Source organism: Collimonas silvisoli (assembly GCF_018305005.1).
In the GTDB taxonomy this organism is placed as follows: domain Bacteria; phylum Pseudomonadota; class Gammaproteobacteria; order Burkholderiales; family Burkholderiaceae_D; genus Collimonas; species Collimonas silvisoli.
Genome location: NZ_JAGQEG010000023.1, coordinates 26399 through 44178, shown reverse-complemented (window position 1 = coordinate 44178; position 17780 = coordinate 26399). Strand labels below are relative to the sequence as shown.

At 59.4% G+C, this 17780-nt stretch carries 16 protein-coding genes; 11 read left to right on the top strand and 5 right to left on the bottom strand.

Annotation, left to right across the window (positions count from 1 at the left end; all coding sequences use genetic code 11):
- Positions 1–50: 50 nt before the first annotated feature.
- Together KHU33_RS08460 and garD are read left to right on the top strand one after the other, a co-directional pair.
- A complete protein-coding gene (locus KHU33_RS08460; RefSeq protein ID WP_211462422.1) occupies positions 51–1391 on the top strand; it encodes an MFS transporter in 1341 nt (446 codons plus the stop codon).
- Positions 1388–2962 (top strand): galactarate dehydratase, encoded by a 1575-nt coding sequence (garD, locus tag KHU33_RS08455; protein ID WP_211462385.1) that lies wholly within the window; start codon positions 1388–1390, stop codon positions 2960–2962. The genes KHU33_RS08460 and garD overlap by 4 nt, the downstream gene beginning before the upstream one ends.
- A 2-nt stretch (positions 2963–2964) precedes the next feature.
- On the opposite strand, the gene KHU33_RS08450 is transcribed toward garD, so the two are convergent.
- The 3 genes from KHU33_RS08450 to KHU33_RS08440 all read right to left on the bottom strand — a co-directional run bounded on the left by KHU33_RS08450 (position 2965) and on the right by KHU33_RS08440 (position 6082).
- Positions 2965–3996 (bottom strand): questin oxidase family protein, encoded by a 1032-nt coding sequence (locus tag KHU33_RS08450; RefSeq protein WP_230414132.1) that lies wholly within the window; start codon positions 3994–3996, stop codon positions 2965–2967.
- Positions 3997–4104: 108 nt separating this feature from the next.
- The gene (locus KHU33_RS08445; RefSeq protein WP_211462383.1) at positions 4105–5415 is read right to left on the bottom strand and encodes an ATP-binding protein; all 1311 of its coding nucleotides are present in this window, start codon (positions 5413–5415) and stop codon (positions 4105–4107) included.
- A complete protein-coding gene (locus KHU33_RS08440) occupies positions 5405–6082 on the bottom strand; it encodes a response regulator transcription factor (protein WP_211462381.1) in 678 nt (225 codons plus the stop codon). The genes KHU33_RS08445 and KHU33_RS08440 overlap by 11 nt, the downstream gene beginning before the upstream one ends.
- A 238-nt stretch (positions 6083–6320) precedes the next feature.
- Here KHU33_RS08440 and KHU33_RS08435 point away from each other — a divergent pair, with 238 nt between their 5' ends.
- The 6 genes from KHU33_RS08435 (at position 6321) to KHU33_RS08410 (ending at position 12074) form a co-directional block, all read left to right on the top strand.
- Positions 6321–8495, top strand: coding sequence for a TonB-dependent receptor domain-containing protein (locus KHU33_RS08435; RefSeq protein WP_211462379.1), 2175 nt, complete (start codon positions 6321–6323; stop codon positions 8493–8495).
- Between the two features lie 49 nt (positions 8496–8544).
- Complete coding sequence (locus KHU33_RS08430; protein ID WP_211462377.1) at positions 8545–9222, top strand: MotA/TolQ/ExbB proton channel family protein; 678 nt, start codon at positions 8545–8547, stop codon at positions 9220–9222.
- Position 9223: 1 nt separating this feature from the next.
- Positions 9224–9622: an ExbD/TolR family protein gene (locus tag KHU33_RS08425; protein WP_211462375.1), complete on the top strand. Its 399-nt coding sequence runs from the start codon at positions 9224–9226 to the stop codon at positions 9620–9622.
- An 11-nt stretch (positions 9623–9633) separates the two neighbouring features.
- Positions 9634–10341 carry a TonB family protein gene (locus tag KHU33_RS08420; RefSeq protein WP_230414131.1) on the top strand — a complete coding sequence of 236 codons (708 nt, stop codon included), beginning with the start codon at positions 9634–9636 and terminating at the stop codon, positions 10339–10341.
- A gap of 69 nt (positions 10342–10410) precedes the next feature.
- Entirely contained in the window at positions 10411–11130 is a 720-nt protein-coding gene (locus tag KHU33_RS08415; RefSeq protein ID WP_230414130.1) for an acid phosphatase, read from the top strand.
- 332 nt (positions 11131–11462) lie between these two features.
- Complete coding sequence (locus tag KHU33_RS08410) at positions 11463–12074, top strand: ParA family protein (protein WP_211462371.1); 612 nt, start codon at positions 11463–11465, stop codon at positions 12072–12074.
- 413 nt (positions 12075–12487) lie between these two features.
- On the opposite strand, the gene KHU33_RS08405 is transcribed toward KHU33_RS08410, so the two are convergent.
- Positions 12488–13012: a DUF1993 domain-containing protein gene (locus KHU33_RS08405; protein WP_211462369.1), complete on the bottom strand. Its 525-nt coding sequence runs from the start codon at positions 13010–13012 to the stop codon at positions 12488–12490.
- Here KHU33_RS08405 and KHU33_RS08400 point away from each other — a divergent pair.
- Positions 12910–13344 carry a LysR substrate-binding domain-containing protein gene (locus KHU33_RS08400; protein WP_211462367.1) on the top strand — a complete coding sequence of 145 codons (435 nt, stop codon included), beginning with the start codon at positions 12910–12912 and terminating at the stop codon, positions 13342–13344. The two genes, KHU33_RS08405 and KHU33_RS08400, sit on opposite strands and share 103 nt — an antisense overlap.
- Before the next feature lie 105 nt (positions 13345–13449).
- Here KHU33_RS08400 and KHU33_RS08395 read toward each other — a convergent pair whose 3' ends face one another.
- Positions 13450–15567 carry a carboxy terminal-processing peptidase gene (locus KHU33_RS08395; protein WP_456236948.1) on the bottom strand — a complete coding sequence of 706 codons (2118 nt, stop codon included), beginning with the start codon at positions 15565–15567 and terminating at the stop codon, positions 13450–13452.
- Between the two features lie 261 nt (positions 15568–15828).
- Between KHU33_RS08395 and KHU33_RS08390 the strand changes: the two genes are divergently transcribed.
- The gene (locus tag KHU33_RS08390) at positions 15829–16032 is read left to right on the top strand and encodes a hypothetical protein (protein WP_211462363.1); all 204 of its coding nucleotides are present in this window, start codon (positions 15829–15831) and stop codon (positions 16030–16032) included.
- Between the two features lie 132 nt (positions 16033–16164).
- Positions 16165–17736 (top strand): S53 family peptidase, encoded by a 1572-nt coding sequence (locus tag KHU33_RS08385; RefSeq protein ID WP_211462361.1) that lies wholly within the window; start codon positions 16165–16167, stop codon positions 17734–17736.
- Positions 17737–17780 lie beyond the last annotated feature (44 nt).

Sequence of the window (17780 nt, the reverse complement as noted above, 5' to 3'; positions counted from 1 at the left end):
ACGAAAAAACGGCTGGGCCGGCAGCGGCCCAACGCGGTAAGCTGCGCTACATGATTTTGTTCATGCTGTTCATGGTGACCACTTTCAATTACGCCGATCGCGCGATTCTCTCCATTGCCGGTACTGCAATGAAGAGCGAACTGGGCTTCGACGCCGTCACCATGGGTTTCATCTTCTCGGCCTTCAGTTGGGCCTACGTGCTGGGGCAGTTGCCGGGCGGCTGGCTGCTGGATCGTTACGGCTCGAAACGGGTCTACGCCGCCAGTATCTTTATCTGGTCGCTGTTTACGCTGCTGCAGGGCGGCGTGCATTTTTTCGGCGTACTGTGGGGGGTGCCTGCATTATTCATGCTGCGCTTCATGGTCGGCCTGGCTGAGGCGCCTTCCTTCCCCGCCAACGGCCGTATCGTCGCCGCCTGGTTTCCGACCACCGAACGCGGCACCGCCTCGGCGATTTTCAATTCCGCCCAATATTTCGCCACCGTGCTGTTCGCGCCCTTGATGGCCTGGCTTACGCATGCTTACGGCTGGTCGGCTTCCTTTGTCGTCATGGGTGTGGCCGGGCTGGTGCTGAGCATGATCTGGATGCGGGTCATGCATAGCCCGAAAGACCATCCGCGCATGAGCCCGGCAGAGCTGGCGCATATCCGCGACGGCGGCGGCCTGGTCGACATGGATCAGGGCCTGGCTGCCGGCAAGGGCCGCCAGGTCAACCGCGGCGTCAAGCTGGCTTATCTCAAGCAGCTGCTCAGCAACCGCATGCTGGCCGGCGTCTATCTCGGCCAGTATTGCATCAATACGATTACCTACTTTTTCCTGACCTGGTTCCCGATCTACCTGGTGCAGGAGCGCGGCATGTCGATTCTGAAGGCGGGCATGGTGGCGTCCCTGCCGGCGATTTGCGGCTTTCTGGGCGGCGTGCTGGGCGGCATGATTTCGGATCGCCTGATCAAGCGCGGCTTTTCGCTGACTTGGGCTAGAAAGATTCCCATCGTCGCCGGCCTGCTGTTGTCGACCACCATGGTCCTGTGCAATTACGTCGATACCCAATGGCTGGTGGTCGGCGTCATGGCGCTGGCGTTTTTCGGCAAGGGCGTCGGCGCCTTGGGCTGGGCGGTGGTGGCGGATACCTCGCCGAAAGAGATCATCGGCCTCACCGGTAGCCTGTTCAACATGTTCGGCAATATTGCCGGCATCACCGCGCCGATCGTGATCGGTTACATCATCAAGCAAACCGGTTCCTTCGAATGGGCGCTGGTGTACGTCGGCGCCAATGCCTTGCTGGCGGTGATCAGCTATCTGGTGATCGTGAAAGACATCAAGCGGGTCGAGCTCAAGCCGCTGGACGATGGCGGGCAGCCATACAAGAAATTATCCGGAGTGGAATCATGATCAAGGAAGCAGCAGACCACAACACGCCGTTGTATATCCGCATGCAGGAGCAGGACAACGTTGCCATCGTGGCCAATGACGGCGGCTTGCCGGCCGGCGCGGTGTTTCCTTGCGGGCTGGTGTTGCGCGATAAAGTGCCGCAAGGGCACAAGGTCGCTCTGCGCGATCTGGCGCAAGGCGAATCCATCGTGCGCTACGGCGTGGCGATCGGCTATGCGCAACAGCCGATTGCGCAAGGCAGCTGGATCGAAGAATCGCTGGTAAGGATGCCGCCGGCGCGCGAGCTGAGCAACCTGCCGATCGCCACCCGCATTCCCGCCGCCGCCGCGCCGCTGGAAGGCTACACTTTCGAAGGCTATCGCAATGCCGACGGCACCGTCGGCACCCGCAACATCCTGGCGATCAGCACCACGGTGCAATGCGTTTCCGGGGTGGTGGAGCACGCGGTCAAGCGCATCAAGGCCGAATTGCTGCCGGAATATCCCAACGTCGACGATGTCGTCGGCCTTGAGCACACCTATGGCTGCGGGGTAGCGATCGATGCGCCGGGGGCCGAGATTCCGATCCGCACCTTGCGCAACATCAGCATGAACCCCAACTTCGGCGGCCAGGCGATGGTGGTCAGTCTGGGCTGCGAAAAACTGCAGCCGGGCCGGTTGTTCCCGCAGGGTTCGATACCGATCCAGAACACCGGCGGCAAGCAGGACGGCTTGCGCGTGGTGTGTTTGCAGGATGCCGAGCACGTCGGCTTCGAAGCCATGATTGTGTCGATCATGGACACAGCCGCCGGGCAACTCGCCGAACTGAATAAGCGTCGCCGCGTGACCTGCCCGGCATCCGAACTGGTGGTCGGCGTGCAGTGCGGCGGCAGCGACGCCTTCTCCGGCGTGACGGCGAATCCGGCGGTCGGTTTCGCCACCGATTTGCTGGTGCGCGCCGGCGCTGCCGTGATGTTTTCCGAAACCACCGAAGTGCGCGACGGCATCGACCAGCTGACCGCGCGCGCCGCCAACGCCGAAGTAGCGCAAGCCATGATCCGCGAGATGGCCTGGTACGACGATTACCTCACCCGCGGCGGCGTCGACCGCAGCGCCAACACCACGCCCGGCAACAAAAAAGGCGGCCTTGCCAACATCGTCGAAAAGGCCATGGGCTCGATCGTCAAATCCGGCAGCAGCGCGATTTCCAGCGTGCTCGCGCCGGGTGACAAGCTCCGGCAGAAAGGCTTGATCTATGCCGCCACGCCGGCCAGCGATTTCGTCTGCGGCACCTTGCAACTGGCCGCCGGCATGAACCTGCACGTATTCACCACCGGCCGTGGCACCCCCTATGGCCTGGCGGCGGTGCCGGTCATCAAGGTGGCTACGCGTAACGACCTGGCGCGGCGCTGGCATGACCTGATGGATGTCAACGCCGGCCGCATCGCCAGCGGCGAAGCCAGCATCGAAGACGTCGGCTGGGAGCTGTTCCAGCTGATGCTGGACGTCGCCAGCGGCCGCAAGAAGACCTGGGCGGAACACCACAAATTGCACAACGCGCTGACGCTGTTCAATCCGGCGCCGATCACCTGAACTTAATGCACCTGGAACACGCGGCCCGCCCGCCGTGCCGCCGCCGCCAGATAAAACGGCGACGGCGCGCGCAGGTTTTCGCAATAGCAGGTGTAGACCATCTTGATCACATGGTCGTCGTCGGAGGCGATGGCGGTAGTGAACAGATCCTGCCAGGCGTCCGCGCTGTCAACCAAGGATTCATCGTCATTCAGCATGGCATTTGACGCAGCCAGAGGCGGTGCGCCTATCGATGCATAAGCGGCGCAAACAGCAATCCACAAATCCGGCAGCAGGCGCTGCGCCAGCGCTGCCGGCAAATGCGCCAGGACGCGGCGCGCCGCATGCAGGCCGGTGACGATGTGCAATGCGGTGAAATTATTGGTTTGCCAATACAAGGCAATTGCCGCCAGCGCCATGTCGTCGAGCAGCCCTGGCTGCGGCGGCGCGGCCGGCAGTGTTGCACGAAACCGTGGATCGGCGACTGCTGCCTGCACGCGCGTTGTAATCCAATCGCCTGTGAATTTCGCGCCACCCAAGGCGCGCGACAATATATCCCAACCTTGATTCACTGAAGCCGCCGGCGGGCGCTGCTCCGGCCCCATATCGATGTGCAGATTGCCGCTGACCAGCGCCGCCAGTCCGGCGGCGATTTCGCCGACATGCTGCGCTTCGAGGCCGTAGCTGAGCCGGATCAAGGCGTGGAACGCAACGCTGGCGGGGGCGAACGGTATCCGGCTCAGCACTTGTTCAAGAACGGCGTCGGCGCCGGCGCTCCAGATCCATTCTTCAAGGTATTCGCGCAGGGCGGGGAATGCATTGGCGTCGCCTATGCATGCCAGCCATGCTTCGCGGTTGATATCGTGATTGACGTCGCGGCTGACCGGCTTGACCACAGGCCGCGCCGCAGCGGCGAAGCGGCGTTCCCACATATCGAAAAATTCCTGCAGGCGCGCCGGCTGCGCCCCCATGCCGGCCAGCGCGCACAGCGCCATCGGACAGTGGTTGGCGAAGCCCTGGTTATCGTTGGCAAAGCGGACATTGGCGTCGAGCAAGCGATGCAGGGTTGGTTCGCGCAGTCGTGGATTTATGTGGTAGCCCCAAGATCAGTGGTTGACCGGCGCAGTATGCAAGTTAAAGTAAACTTGAAGTCAACAGGAATTTTATGCCGCTCTTTTAAAGATCACGCTGGCTTTCAATCCCGGCAGCCGCTGCGCCTGGTCCAGCCGCACTTCAGCCTGATGCAGTCCGGCCACCTGCTTGACGATGGCCAAGCCGAGGCCGCTGCCGGTCGCTTGCGGCACCAGGCAGCGGTAGAAGCGGTCAAACACGCGCTCCCGCTCAGCCGGCGGAATGCCGGGACCGCTGTCTTCGATTTCCAGCAGGATGTCATCCTGGCGAGCGCGGATCGCGACGTCGACCTGGCCGCCGCGGGGCGTGTAGCGCACCGCATTGTCGATCAGATTGCGCAGCAGGATGTGCAAATGATGTTCCGACCCCATGATGGCGCCGGCGTCCAGCTGCTCGACGCCGAGGTTGATGTTGCGCGTGTTGGCATAGGGGATGAGATCGATGGTCACCTCGCGTGCTATCTCATGCAACTGCAAGCGCGTGTGCGGATCGTGGATGCCGGCCGACTCCAGGCGCGACACCATCAACAGCTGTTCGACCAGATGGCTGGTGCGTTTGACGCCCGCCTTCAGATCGGCCAGGGCGCGGGTTTCGCGTCCGCTGCCCAGCGATTGTTCCACCAGCTGGGTCTGGATTTGCAAGGTAGCCAAGGGCGTGCGCAATTCGTGCGACGCATCGGCAATGAATTTCTTCTGCCCCTCCAGAGCGATGCTCAGGCGCTGAAGCAGGGTATCGAGGGCATGCGTCAGCGGTTTGATTTCAGCCGGCTGGTCTTGCGACGCCAAGCGGCCCAGTTTGTCGGGAGTGCGCTCGGCCAGTTCTTGCGACAGCCGCGTCAAGGATTGCAAACCGGTGCCTACGCTCCAATGGATCAGCAAGCCCATGATCAGCAGAAAGATCAGCAGCGGAATCAGAGAGCGCAGCGCATGGTCGAGCGCTATATTGCGCCTGCCGCTCAAGGACTGCGCCACCTGGATCAGGTTGCGGTCGGTCTTGCGGATGAACAGTTTCCAGTCGCTATCGCGCCACCGCACCTCGCTGAATCCCGGTGTTGTGAATTGCGGCAGAGAGATGGCGGCATGCGAGCGATAGCTGAGTTTGCCGTTCTGGTCCCAGATCTGCAGGATGCTGTCGTCGCCATCGTATTTCAGCGCCGGCGTATTTCTTTCCAGATCGCTGCTGCTGAAATCGGCTGGAATGGCAAAGGCAATCTGGCTCATCTGGTCATCGTAGATATCGGCCAGCAAGGCGCGGTCGATCAGGTAGTCGGCCAGCACAAAACAAGCCCCCAGAATGGTCAATCCGGACAGCAGCCAAAACAGCAGACGGTTTCTAATCGACACACAAACTCTCGCTACTGGCCAGCATGTAACCCAGGCCGCGAATGTTGCGGATCACGCTCGACGATAGTTTCTTCCGCAGTGCGTGGATATGCACCTCGATAGTGTTGCTCTCGACCTCATCGTTCCAGCCGTAGACCTTGTCGACCAGTTGCGCGCGTGACAGCACCGCGCCCGGTTTCTCGATCAGCGCCGCCAGCACCATCAGTTCACGGCTGCTCAGGGCGATATTTTTTCCTTTGTAGGCGACGGTATTGCTGGCCGGGTCGAACTGAATCTCGCCGTGAATCAGCAACGGGCTGGTGCGGCCGCCGCTACGCCGCAGCAAGGCGCGCACGCGTGCCGCCAGTTCATCCAGATCAAAGGGTTTGCTCAGGTAGTCGTCGGCGCCGGCGTCCAGTCCTTCGATCCGGTTCAGGACGCGGTCGCTGGCCGACAGGATGATGACCGGCGTGCTGTTGCTGCCGGAGCGCATTTTCTTCAGCACTTCCAGCCCCGATTTGCGCGGCAAGCCCAAGTCCAGCAAGACCGCCGAATAAGACTCTGCAGCCAGCGCCGCTTCGGCGGCGATTCCGTCCTGGGTCCAGTCGACGATGAAGCCGTAGGGATAGAACCCCTTACGGATGCTGTTGCCCAGCATGTAGTCGTCTTCAATCAGAAGTAAGCGCATCGGGAGGTTCGCCTTGGTCGACCTTCGAAGATAGCAGCCGATTGTGACGAGCGCGTGAAATTTACAGGAGATTGACACAAATCATACAAATTCCGCACAGCTCATTTTCGCTTAATTTTCAAAGCTTATGCTTCGCCCCGAACTATGGCCGACGGCTATGCCTTGCACGCCAGGCGCCGAATATTTTCTTTCGATCTCACCATTTTTACTGCACGATTCTAAAAAAGGAAACATGGAAATGAAGCGCCCAAGTTTGAAACCAGGCACCCGGCAAGTCTTGCACGCATTAGCTGTCATGTGCATGGCGGCGCCGATGATCGCCAGCGCCCAGCAAGCCACCGATCTCGGCGCAGTCAGCGCCAGCGGTGGCGCCGCGGTTACAGAAAATACAGCAGCCGCAGTGAGGGCTGCCAAGAACACGCCGTCGCAGGGTTCGCTGACGGCGCGTTCGGCGCAATCGATCGTGAGCGACGAATTCATCCGCAACCTGACCTCGCCGGTAGCCGATTTCAGCCAGGTGCTGCAGATGACGCCGGGCATGTACAGCTACAGCCAGAACGGCGTCGGCCTGGGCGACACCAAGACTTTCTTCCGCGGTTTCGCCGACGGCGACTACACGATCAGCTTCGACGGCATTCCGTTCCAGGATACGAATAGCCCGACGCACCACACCTGGGCCTTTTTCCCGAGCCAGTTCCTGGGCGGCGCGGTAATCGACCGCAGCCCCGGTACGGCGGCAACCATCGGCCCGTCCAACTTCGGAGGCTCGATCAACCTGTTGTCGCGCAATCTGGAAGCGGAACAGCGCATCAGCGCTTTCGGTTCCTACGGCTCGTTCAACACCAAGATCTACGGCGCAGAATTTGAAAGCGGCCAGTTCGGCGGCGACGGCGCTTCCAACCTGCTGCTCAACGCGCATCAGATGACGTCCAACGGCTACCAGAGCTACAACAAGCAGACGCGCGATGCGGTATCGCTCAAATATCAATATGCGATTACCGACAATACCGCGCTGACCTTGTTCGGTTCATATATCGACCTCAAGACCAATACGCCAAATACCAAGGGCCCGACGCGCGCCCAGGTGGCCCAGTTCGGCGACGCCTATTTGCTCAGCAACGATCCCAAGCAAGCCAATTACTGGGGCTACAATTTCTACCATGTGACTTCGGATTTCGAATACGCCGGCCTGGTATCGAACCTGGGCGGCGGCTGGAAGCTGGACGACAAACTCTACACCTACGCCTATCACAACCAGCAGAACTACAACGGCAGCACCATCACCGCCACCAGCGCAACCGACAAGCTCAATAGCTACCGCACCTACGGCAACCTGCTGCGCCTGAGCCAGGAATCCAGCTTCGGTATCTTGCGCACCGGCCTGTGGACAGAAAACGCCGATACCAACCGTTATCAGATCCCATCCGATCCGCGCACCTGGGTCGACGCCGTGCTGCCGAATTTCCACGAGCGCTTCAAGACCACCACCTTGCAGCCGTTTGTCGAGTATGAATTCCAGCTTGCCAAAGATCTGAAAGTCACGCCGGGTATCAAGTATTCGTCGTATCGCCAGGACCTGACCCAGTACGCCGATAACGGCAAGACCGTCGGCAATCTCGGCGGCAAGCCCAGCGTCGAGCATGCGGCGACCTACAGCACGGTGCTGCCGTCGATCGATGTGCATTATCTGCTGCAGCCGAACTGGTCGGTTTACGGCCAGTACGTGGTTGGCGATGAAATTCCGCCGAGCAGCGTGTTCGATGTCAAGAACGCCAATGTGACCGCGTTGCCGTCGTCGATCAAGAGCAAGACCTTCCAGATCGGTTCGGTCTGGAAATCCGATCGCTTCACCTTCGATATCGACGCCTACCATATCAAGTTCGACAACGCCTATTCATCCTTTACCGACAACGCCGGCAATACCACTTTCTTCGCCAACGGCAGTTCCACCACCCAGGGCATCGAGGCGGAAGGCAACCTGGTGCTGGGCGGCGGCTTCAGCCTGTACGCCAACGCCACCTACGGCACTGCCAAATATTCCAGCGGCCAGTGGGTTGCCAGTGCGCCTAGCGATACCGAAACCCTGGGCTTGAACTACAACCAGGGCGGCTGGGATATCGGCTGGCTCAACAAGCGCGTCGGTACCATGTACAACGACAACGGCGGCGTCCACCAGGCGGTCAAGATCAGCCCGTTCACGATTTCCAACCTGTTCGTCAACTACACCATCAAGCATCCGACACAGTTCATCAAGCAGGCCAAGATCCAGTTCGGCGTGAACAATCTGTTCGACAAGCACAGCATCGTTGGCGTCAATCCGGCAACGACCGCCACCTCGGCGCCGGCGCCGGGCGATGTGCTGACGCTGTTGCCGGCGCGTAGCTTGTCGCTAGCGCTGAATCTGGATTTCTAAATACTCAGTGACCGGGGAGCGTGCTCCCCAATTTTATGGAAATCGCCACATGAACATTTCACACTTATTCGAACTGGCCAACGATTCCGGCGGCACGCTGTACCTGATGCTGGTGCTGCTGCTGGTGGCCCTGACCGTGATCATCGAACGCGCTCGCTATTTGTCCAACATGCAGCACGGCGGCGAGCAGATCATCGCCATGCTCAAGCGCGAAGAGGGCGACCTGGAGCAAGGTGCAACGCTGCCGCCGACACTGGCGCGGCTGCCGCACGGCCGTCTGTTCGAGGTGCTGCAACATGAGCCGGCCAACGTCGACCGCGCCGCCTTCGACGGCCATCTGGAAGAAGCCATCATGCACGAAGTGCCGACCCTCGACCGCTCGCTCTGGCTGCTGGATACCGTGGTCACGCTGGCGCCGCTGCTGGGTTTGTTCGGCACCATCATCGGCATGTTCAACGCCTTCCACGTGCTGGGCGATGCGCAGAACGGCGCGGCCCAGGTCACCGGCGGCATCGCCGAAGCGTTGATCGCCACCGCCTCCGGCCTGTTTATCGCCATGATCGGGCTGGCCTTCTTCAATGCCTTGCATACTCGGGTACGCATCGTGCTGCATCAATTGGAAACCATCAAGATCATGCTGCTCAACCGTCACGAACGCCTGCAAACGCGGGTAGCGTCGGCGGCATCCAATGTGAAGTCGATTTCCCATCCGGCGGCGAGGGCTTGAGATGCGTTATCTGGAAACCAAGAAGGCCAGGATAGAAATCATTCCGATGATCGATATCATGTTGTTCCTGCTCGTCTTTTTCGCGATGCTGACGCTGCGCATGATCCCGGCCTCCGGCCATCTGACCAAGCTGCCCACCAGCTCCACCGCAGTCAGCATTCCGGCTCCCAAGTTGCTGGTGGAGATTCAGCAAGACGGCACATTGCTGGTGGAGGGCCAGCAGCTGACGCCGGCGCAATTGACCGAGAAATTACGCAAGCAAGACAGCAGCAAGACCGCCGTCACCATCGCCGGCAATCAGAGCGCCTCGCTGCAGCAAGTGATGGCAGCCATCGATGCGATCAAAAAGGGCGGCGTCACCGAGCTTGGCCTGGCCACGCGCAACGGCGATAGTAAGTAAGGGCGGCAATCTTGACTATTTTCCGCCATTTTCCGAGCCGTGCCTTTGCGCTGGCGATCCTGGCCGAGCTGGCCATCGTCGGCGTGCTGGCGTTGATGCTGGCCGGCGTCGTATCGTCCAGGCCGGCCTTGTCGGAACCGGTGCCGATCACCTTGGTCAGTGAAGAACCGGCGCCGCCGGAGCCTACCGCGCCAGCCGCACCAACCCCGCCGCCACCGAAACCGCTGCCACCGAAACCGCTGCCGCCGGTCGCCATGCCCAAGCCGCAGGTTCAGCCCAAGAGCAAGACGGCGCCGCCGCAACCCGCAGCGCCGGCAGCGGCTGTTTCGACGCCAGAACCGGCGCCCAGCGAGCCGACGCCGGCAGCCGCAGCGCCGACAGCGTTTTCCGAACCGGTGCGGACGCCGCCTGCAGCACCGCCCGCCGGCGACAAGGACGCCCCTGACGCCGAGTACGCGGCCAAGGTCAAGGCTGCGGTGCAAGCTGCCGTGGTGTATCCGCCGGCAGCCGCGGCCCTGCATTTTTCCGGGCGCGTGCGGGTCGAATTCCATCTGCGCGACAGCAGCGCCGGCCAGGCCCGGATTGTCACCGCCAGCGGCGTTGGCATGATCGACCGCGCCGCTCTGCAATCGGTGCAGAACGCCAGTTACCCTGCGCCTCCGGCCGAGATGCAGGGCAAGGATCATGTGTATCAGGTCTGGGTCGAATTCAAATCTTGATGTGGTCGGCTTGATGTCGTGAATTGATCCCTTTTTTTTAACCCGTCTTTTTATTTGAAAGTACCGTTCATGCGTAAATTCATTACCTCCGTACTGCTCATGTCTTTCGTCGCCTGCAGCGCTCCGGCGCTGGCGCGCGAGGAAAATCCGTTCATCACATCGAAGGAAATCGATCTGATCAAGTTGTTGCCGCCGCCACCCGCCAACGACTCCCCGCAAACCAAGGCCGAGCTTGGCGAAATCCTGGCTCTGCAAGTCGCCCGCACACCGGAAATGGTGGCCCGTTCGCAGGCCGACGCTACTGAAGACATCTGGCGTTTTGCCGATGTGATGGGAGTCAAATTCAAGCCAGATCAATTGCCGCTGTTCACCAAGTTCTTCCTGCGCGTGGTCGCATCGGAAGGCGCTGTGGTCGACACCTACAAGGAGGTCTGGAAGCGCCCGCGTCCATACTTGTATAGCGACCTGGTCAAGCCGGTGGTCAAACTGTCGCACTCCGGCGCCTACCCGTCCGGCCACGCCACCGCCGGTACGCTGATGGGCATCGTGCTGTCCAACATGGTGCCGGAAAAACGTGCCGAGATCATGGCGCGCGCCGCCGAATACGCCAACAACCGCATCGTCGGCGGCGTCCATTACCGTTCCGATATCGAAACCGGCCGCATCACCGGCACCGTGATCGCCGCCCGATTGCAGACCCGCGAAGATTTCAAAACAGGGTTCGACGCCGCCAAGAAAGAATTGCGCGGCGTGCTGGAACTGGGACCGGAGCCGGCTGAGAACATGTAAGCCCATGCACTGCTTGATGCTGTAGAAAAGCCAACCCAGCCAACCCTGCGGTTGGTTTTTTTTAGCCGCCGTTTATACAATCCGCCCGCATTTTTACGACATCTTTATACGCGCTTATCTAGACTGGTTTCATCAGAGATAGCCATGCGAGCCTTATCATGATCATCACGATTTTCAGTGCAGACGAATTTGCCAAGCGTTCAATAATAGCGCTCAACCTGGCGGCATATTGCGCGCTTAACCATCGCAAGATATTGTTGCTGGACGCTACGGCGCCGCAACATGCGCTGAGTTGGAACACCCGGCGCAGCGCCGCCGGCGGCAAATCGAAGATGGCAAAAATGACGATACGCAGCAGTGAAAACCTGCAATCGGAACTGGAAAATCCAGAGTCTTATTATCGCGGCCGCTATTCGGAAATAATCATCGATGCAGATGACGGCGATGTCCGCAATACAGACGCGCTGCTGGTCGCTACCGATGTACTGGTAGTTCCGGTCCATCCTCGCCAAAATCACAACCGCGAAGCCCTGATCCAACGCATCGAAACCCTGCGCCTGTTCAACCCGGCGCTACGTGTGCTGATAGTAGAAATCCAAGTCATCAGCGCCTTCGCCGCCGCTGCAAGGACCGAGACCAATCTGGCCCGGCTCGTAGCAAAAGAAATCCTGGCATCGACACTAGCCGCCACAGTAATCCACGAATGGATCGACGACCGCCGCAGCTTCGATCAAGGCCTATCAATATTCGAATGCAACCCACGCAACGAACGCGCCATCGCAGAGATCAGGAACCTTCGCGAAGAGATCACAAAAATCAGAACTCAATCGCTAGAACCCAGCGCCAACAGCCTGGCGATATTGCATGCCTTGCAAAGACGGACGGAAGAAAAGGAGTTATGCCACATCGGTATTGATGCTTTTCAAGAGCGGTCAGCGCGTTGATACGGTCGGAATACAGGGCTGTGGCAGTTGCAGTTGTTTTTGACGTGAATTCCGCATTGAGACGTTGCCAAATGTAGCGGGTGTCAGTCGGGAATTGTGGGAGGACATGTCTGAGCGCAGCGAGTTGGTCCTCCCACCCGACTGGCACCCGCTACATTTGGGGACCTGACCGAAGGGAAGGCAACGGCTTTGCGGTCGCCTTTCTTTGCTTACTTTCTTTGGCGAAGCAAAGAAAGTGAGCGGCTGCCGGGCCGCCCCCGGCGTGTATCCACGAAGTAGCAACCGTTTTAAGTAACGACGACCGTTCATTCATTGAATGCAACGGCACATACTCCGTAGTCCGTTAAATGGGGTCAGAGTAATTTTCGCAAAAGGCCGCGAAAAAAAACTCAGACCCCATTTAACTGCATCGACTAGGCCGGCTCCATGTCGAAATGCCCGAGATAGTCTATCTTCCCAACGGCCAGCCCCTTGTGCCGCAAAATGTCATGCACGGTCGTCACATGGAAGAAAAAATTCGGCAAGGTAAACGTCAGCAGATAAGCATCCCCCCGCAAGGTAGTCTTGAATTTCCCAAAATTCAAGGAAACCAACCGCGTCTCACTCCCCTGCAAATCCTCCAACCGCACACTATCGAGAAAAGCAATCGTCTTCGCCACCCGCTCCTGCAACTCAGAAAACGTCGCCTCATTATCCTCAAAGCGCGGCGCCTCAATCGCCGACAACCGCCCAATCGCATTCTTCGAGGTATCGCTGGCCCGCTGTATCTGCCCCGCCAGCGACAACATATCCGGCGCCAATTTCGCATTCACCATCTCAGCCGGATCGATATTGTTTGCCTTGGCATAAGCCTCAGCCTTCTCCAGATAAGCAGCCAGCACACCCAGCCCACGCACGAACACCGGAACCGAAATTTGATACATCGATAAAGACTGCATGTCGAACTCCCAAAAAAAGAAGGGCGCCAAGCCGTGACCAAGACCGGCTTCTGTCACCCGGATCATCATCCTATCCCTTTTGGGCCGTCTCCGCCTCGCAGCACGGATGGCGGTTTACCCGAGGCGAGCAGGCACTGTCGATCCCGGTGCGCGGATCGTTTGTCAGCAATAGCGGCCAAGCTTTATTCAGTGCGGCCTTGAACGGTATCGGCGTCGTGGTGCAAGGGGATGTGCTGCTGGAGAGCGCCATCGGTTCGGGGCAGCTGGTGCAATTGCTGCCAGACTGGGAGCTGCCGGCGCGGCCGATCCATCTGGTGCGGACCAGGAGCTGACCGAAATCATTCTTAGGATATTGATACGACGCAGGAAGTAGCGCCGAGAAAAAAGCCTTGCTTGACATGACAGAGAACCTGGGCGGCTCTCTGTCATTCGACGGCTTATTTGGGGGTGGCGACAGGCAGCTGCTGCACCGCGAATTTCGCATTCGCCTTGAGCAGATCGGATTCATCGCCGAGAATTTGCGCGGCCTCGTTCAGTAAGACGTCTTTCGCGTTCTTTTGCGCTTTTTCAGCCGCGATATCGGCACTCAGGCTACGCTCGTTGGCTTGCAGCCCATCGTCGGGCAAGCTGAGATCGGCGGCGCTGTCGGCATCTTTGTTTTTATCGCCGGCGCCAGCCTTGGCGCGCGCCTTGATACGCGCTTCCTGCAGATTCATTTCAGCGCGGCGGTCGGTTTCGTTGAGCGAGATGACGCGCTTCTTGCGCAGCGCGTTCAGCTCAGTCACATCTTCCACGAAACGCTGGAAATCCTTGTCTTTTTCAACCCGCGCATCGTGCCGGACCTGGATCTGCGGCAGCAAGTCTTTGACCGTGCCGACAGGGGTATAATCCGCCGCCTTCACTTGCGACCACGGCAGCGCATTGTCGTAGCTCGATTCGCCAAAACTCTCGGTGTCGGAGAAACCCGGCAAGCTGATGTCAGGCGTTACGCCGCGCAGTTGGGTGGTGCCGCCGTTGATACGGAAAAACTGGGCGATGGTCATCTTCAGCTCGCCGAACTTTGGCTTGTCGTTGTGCGTCAGCTCGTCAAGATTGACCATGGTTTGCACCGTGCCTTTGCCAAAACTGCCTTCGCCGATGATGAGGCCGCGGCCATAGTCCTGGATCGCCGCCGCAAAAATTTCCGAGGCGGAGGCCGAGCCGCGATTGATCAGTACCGCAAGCGGCCCGGTCCAGGCGGGCACAGGGCGATCGTCGCCTTCGACATTGACGTCGCCACGCGCATTGCGTTGCTGCACGATCGGGCCTTTGCCGACGAACAGGCCGGTCAGATCCACCGCTTCGGTCAGCGAACCGCCGCCGTTATTGCGTAAATCGATCAGCACGCTGTCGACCTTGTCCTTTTTCAGTTCGGCCAGCAGTGCCGCCACATCGCGGCTGGCGCTCCTGAAATTCTTGTCGCCTTTACGCCGTGCATCGAAATCCTCGTAGAAGGCGGGCAGGGTAATCACACCCACTTTGCGGGTGGCGTCGCCGTTCTTGGTGGTGATGATGGTCTTCTTTGCCGCCTGTTGTTCCAGGCTGATCTTGTTGCGCACCAGATTGATCAGTTTGTGCTTGCCATCCGGACCGGCGTCGGCCGGCAAGATGTCGAGGCGCACCACCGTGTCCTTGGCGCCGCGAATCAGTTTCACCACATCGTCGATACGGGTGCCGACCACATCGGTCATCACGCCCTTGTCGCCCTGGGCCACGCCAACGATCCGGTCGCCGACCGCAAGCTTGCCGGACAGTTGCGCCGGGCCGCCCGCCACCAGTTCGCGGATGGTGGTGTATTCATCTCTTTCCTGCAGCACCGCGCCGATGCCGACCAGGGAAAGTTTCATGGAGATATCGAAATCCGCCGCTGCGGTGGTGCCCAGATAATCGGTATGCGGTTCAATCGATGTCGCATACGCGTTCATGAAAATCTGGAATACATCGTCGCTCTTGTATTTATAGGCGCGCGTCAGGGAATTTTCGTAACGCTTGTTGAGCGTATCGCGGATCGCCGCATCTTTCTTGCCGGCCAGTTTCAGGCGCAGCCAGTCGTTCTTGACGCGTTTGCGCCACAGGTCACGGCTTTCTGCTTCGGATTGCGGCCAGGGCTCCTTATCGCGCATGAAGGAATAATCTTCTTTCTGGCTAAAGTCGAAACCCTGCTTGAGCAACTCGCGCGCATAGGTCAGGCGTTCGACGATGCGCTGTTCATACAGATTGAAAATGGCGAAAGGGATGTGCAGATCTTCTTTATAGATCGCGTCATCGAGTTTGCTGTTCTGCGCCGTAAACTGATCGATATCGGCTTGCAGGAAAAAGAATTTTTCCGGATCGAGCAGCTTGATATAGCGGTTGATGATCTTGGCCGACAAGGCGTCGTCCAGCGGCACCGGCTTGTAGTGGAAGCGTGTCAGGAATTGCGCGCTCAAATGCGCCGCTTGCGCTTGTTGCTGCAACGGCGCCAGGACTGGCGGCGGTCCGGCTTCCAACGCATGGGCGGCGGTGGAAATTGCCAAAATTACACATAACAGACTGTTTTTTACGCGCATATAACCTTCAATTCGATGTTCGGTGTTGATTTGAGCGGCAACAACATGTTTCTTGACTGTCACTCTTGCTAGTTACATCAGGAATGGCCGCCGGAAGGCAGGGTGCTGTGCAATTCGACCAGCGCAGCGGGCAAGCGTTCAAATTGGGTAATTCTACTGCGCTTTGCTTAAGGTTTACTTAAACCGGGTTTTTCCAGGACGGGCTGACAGCAAGAGCCTGCGCTCGTCATGAGCGCAGTTTTCCATGGGGAATTCTTGCTTGCTTTTCAAGCAAACAATTCGGGCAAGCAATCACTGCTTGATTACCTCAAATTAGTCTTTGACCGCTTCGTACTGGCGGCCCATGATAAAAGTGCCCTATCCGGCGTTGCTCAGGCCGACATACGACTGCCGCCGCGTCCCATGCGCGGCATGATATTCGCAGTAAAATAATTCCATTAGGAAATGAACTGTCTCCCCGCACACTGGGTCAGATTCGTATCAGCACGCGGGGCGCTTGCTGAAATCGACATACTTGATTGTCCTTCCACGCTGTATCTGTTTCAGAAACGGAGTATCACAGTCATGGCAAAAATCCCTCTCCCCGGCAGCGAACGTACGGTCCTCTCCGGAGCCCGATGCGTCGGCAACGCCGCCCCTTCCGAGCAGCTCGAAGTGACGATTGTCATGCGCCGCAATGCAGAACAGGAATTGTGCGAGATGGTCGACGATCAGAATAATCGGAATAAGCAGATCGCCGGCGGCCCCTGCACCCATCTTTCACGGGAAGAATTTGCTCGCAGGTTTTCTGCCGTACCGCAGGATATCGCCAGGATAGCCGCGTTTGCGCGTGACCATTCATTGCAAGTGGTGCGTGAGGATGCCGTTTGCGGCAGCGTCACCCTCTCCGGAACCGTGGCCCAGTTCAATCAAGCATTCGAGGTCGATTTACAGCGTTATGAATCGCATTTTGGCAATTACCGCGGACGTACCGGCGCGGTCAAGATTCCGGCTGAATTGCAGGATATCGTGACGGCGGTGGTCGGCCTCGACGATAGGCCGCAGGCGCAGCCGCATTTCCGTTTGCAGCCGCCCTTTCGCTTTGCACCGCACAAGGTCTCCACTTCTTATCTGCCGCCGCAACTGGCGTCCTTGTACGACTTTCCAGATAACTTGGGAAAGGGCCAGTGCATTGGCATCATCGAGCTGGGCGGAGGTTATCGGCCGGCCGATCTGCAAACCTATTTCTCGAAGATCGGGGTGGCGCTTCCTAGCGTCACTTCGGTCACGGTGAATGGCCCGGGAAACCAGCCTGGCGGCGATCCCAACGGTGCGGATGGCGAGGTGGTGCTGGACATCCAGATTGCCGGCGCGCTGGCGCCGGAAGCACACATCGTGGTGTATTTCTCGACGAATACCGACGCCGGTTTTCTCAACGCGCTCAACCGCGCCGTGCATGACAGCAGCAACCAACCGTCCGTCATCTCGATCAGCTGGGGCAGCGCCGAACCGCGCTGGACGCCGCAAGCCATGCAAGCCTTCAACGCGGCGCTGCAAGCGGCAGCCGCGATGGGGATAACGGTATGCGTCGCCTCGGGCGACAGCGGTTCCGGCGACGGCGTGGCAGGCGGCAATCATGTCGATTTTCCAGCCTCCAGCCCTTACGCCCTGGCTTGCGGCGGCACCCGTCTGCTGGCGGCCGGCAATGCTATCGAGAGTGAGGTTGTGTGGAACGACGGCGCCCAAGGCGGCGCTGGCGGCGGTGGCGTCAGCGCCGTCTTCGCGCTGCCTGTCTGGCAGCAGAACCTGGTCCTGACCGGCAGCGATGGCAAACATCAGCCGCTGGCGCAGCGTGGCGTGCCGGACGTGGCCGGCAACGCCGACCCGGTCACCGGCTATCAGGTGTATATCGACGGCAGCGATGCGGTGGTAGGCGGGACTAGCGCGGTGGCGCCGCTATGGGCAGCGCTGTTTGCGCGCATCAATACGGCGAAGGGTAGTGCGGTCGGTTTCGTGAATCCAAAGTTATATCAGCAACAGGCTGCCTTCCACGATGTTACGCAGGGCAACAACGGTTATTTTGCCGCTGCATCGGGATGGGACGCCTGCACCGGACTCGGCAGCCCTGACGGCAAGAAACTGGCAAGCGTGCTTTGATGTGCCGTATTTAGCTGCGGCGACCGGCGGATGGTCCGGCAGTT

Excerpts from the sequence above, each read along its gene's own strand:
- KHU33_RS08425 (WP_211462375.1), top strand. The coding sequence starts at position 9,224 with ATGCGTTATCTGGAAACCAAGAAGGCCAGGATAGAAATCATTCCGATG.
- KHU33_RS08385 (WP_211462361.1), top strand. The coding sequence starts at position 16,165 with ATGGCAAAAATCCCTCTCCCCGGCAGCGAACGTACGGTCCTCTCCGGA.
- KHU33_RS08430 (WP_211462377.1), top strand. The coding sequence starts at position 8,545 with ATGAACATTTCACACTTATTCGAACTGGCCAACGATTCCGGCGGCACG.
- garD (WP_211462385.1), top strand. The coding sequence starts at position 1,388 with ATGATCAAGGAAGCAGCAGACCACAACACGCCGTTGTATATCCGCATG.
- KHU33_RS08435 (WP_211462379.1), top strand. The coding sequence starts at position 6,321 with ATGAAGCGCCCAAGTTTGAAACCAGGCACCCGGCAAGTCTTGCACGCA.
- KHU33_RS08460 (WP_211462422.1), top strand. The coding sequence starts at position 51 with ATGATTTTGTTCATGCTGTTCATGGTGACCACTTTCAATTACGCCGAT.
- KHU33_RS08440 (WP_211462381.1), bottom strand. The coding sequence starts at position 6,082 with ATGCGCTTACTTCTGATTGAAGACGACTACATGCTGGGCAACAGCATC.
- KHU33_RS08405 (WP_211462369.1), bottom strand. The coding sequence starts at position 13,012 with ATGCAGTCTTTATCGATGTATCAAATTTCGGTTCCGGTGTTCGTGCGT.
- KHU33_RS08415 (WP_230414130.1), top strand. The coding sequence starts at position 10,411 with ATGCGTAAATTCATTACCTCCGTACTGCTCATGTCTTTCGTCGCCTGC.
- KHU33_RS08410 (WP_211462371.1), top strand. The coding sequence starts at position 11,463 with ATGGCAAAAATGACGATACGCAGCAGTGAAAACCTGCAATCGGAACTG.
- KHU33_RS08390 (WP_211462363.1), top strand. The coding sequence starts at position 15,829 with ATGAGCGCAGTTTTCCATGGGGAATTCTTGCTTGCTTTTCAAGCAAAC.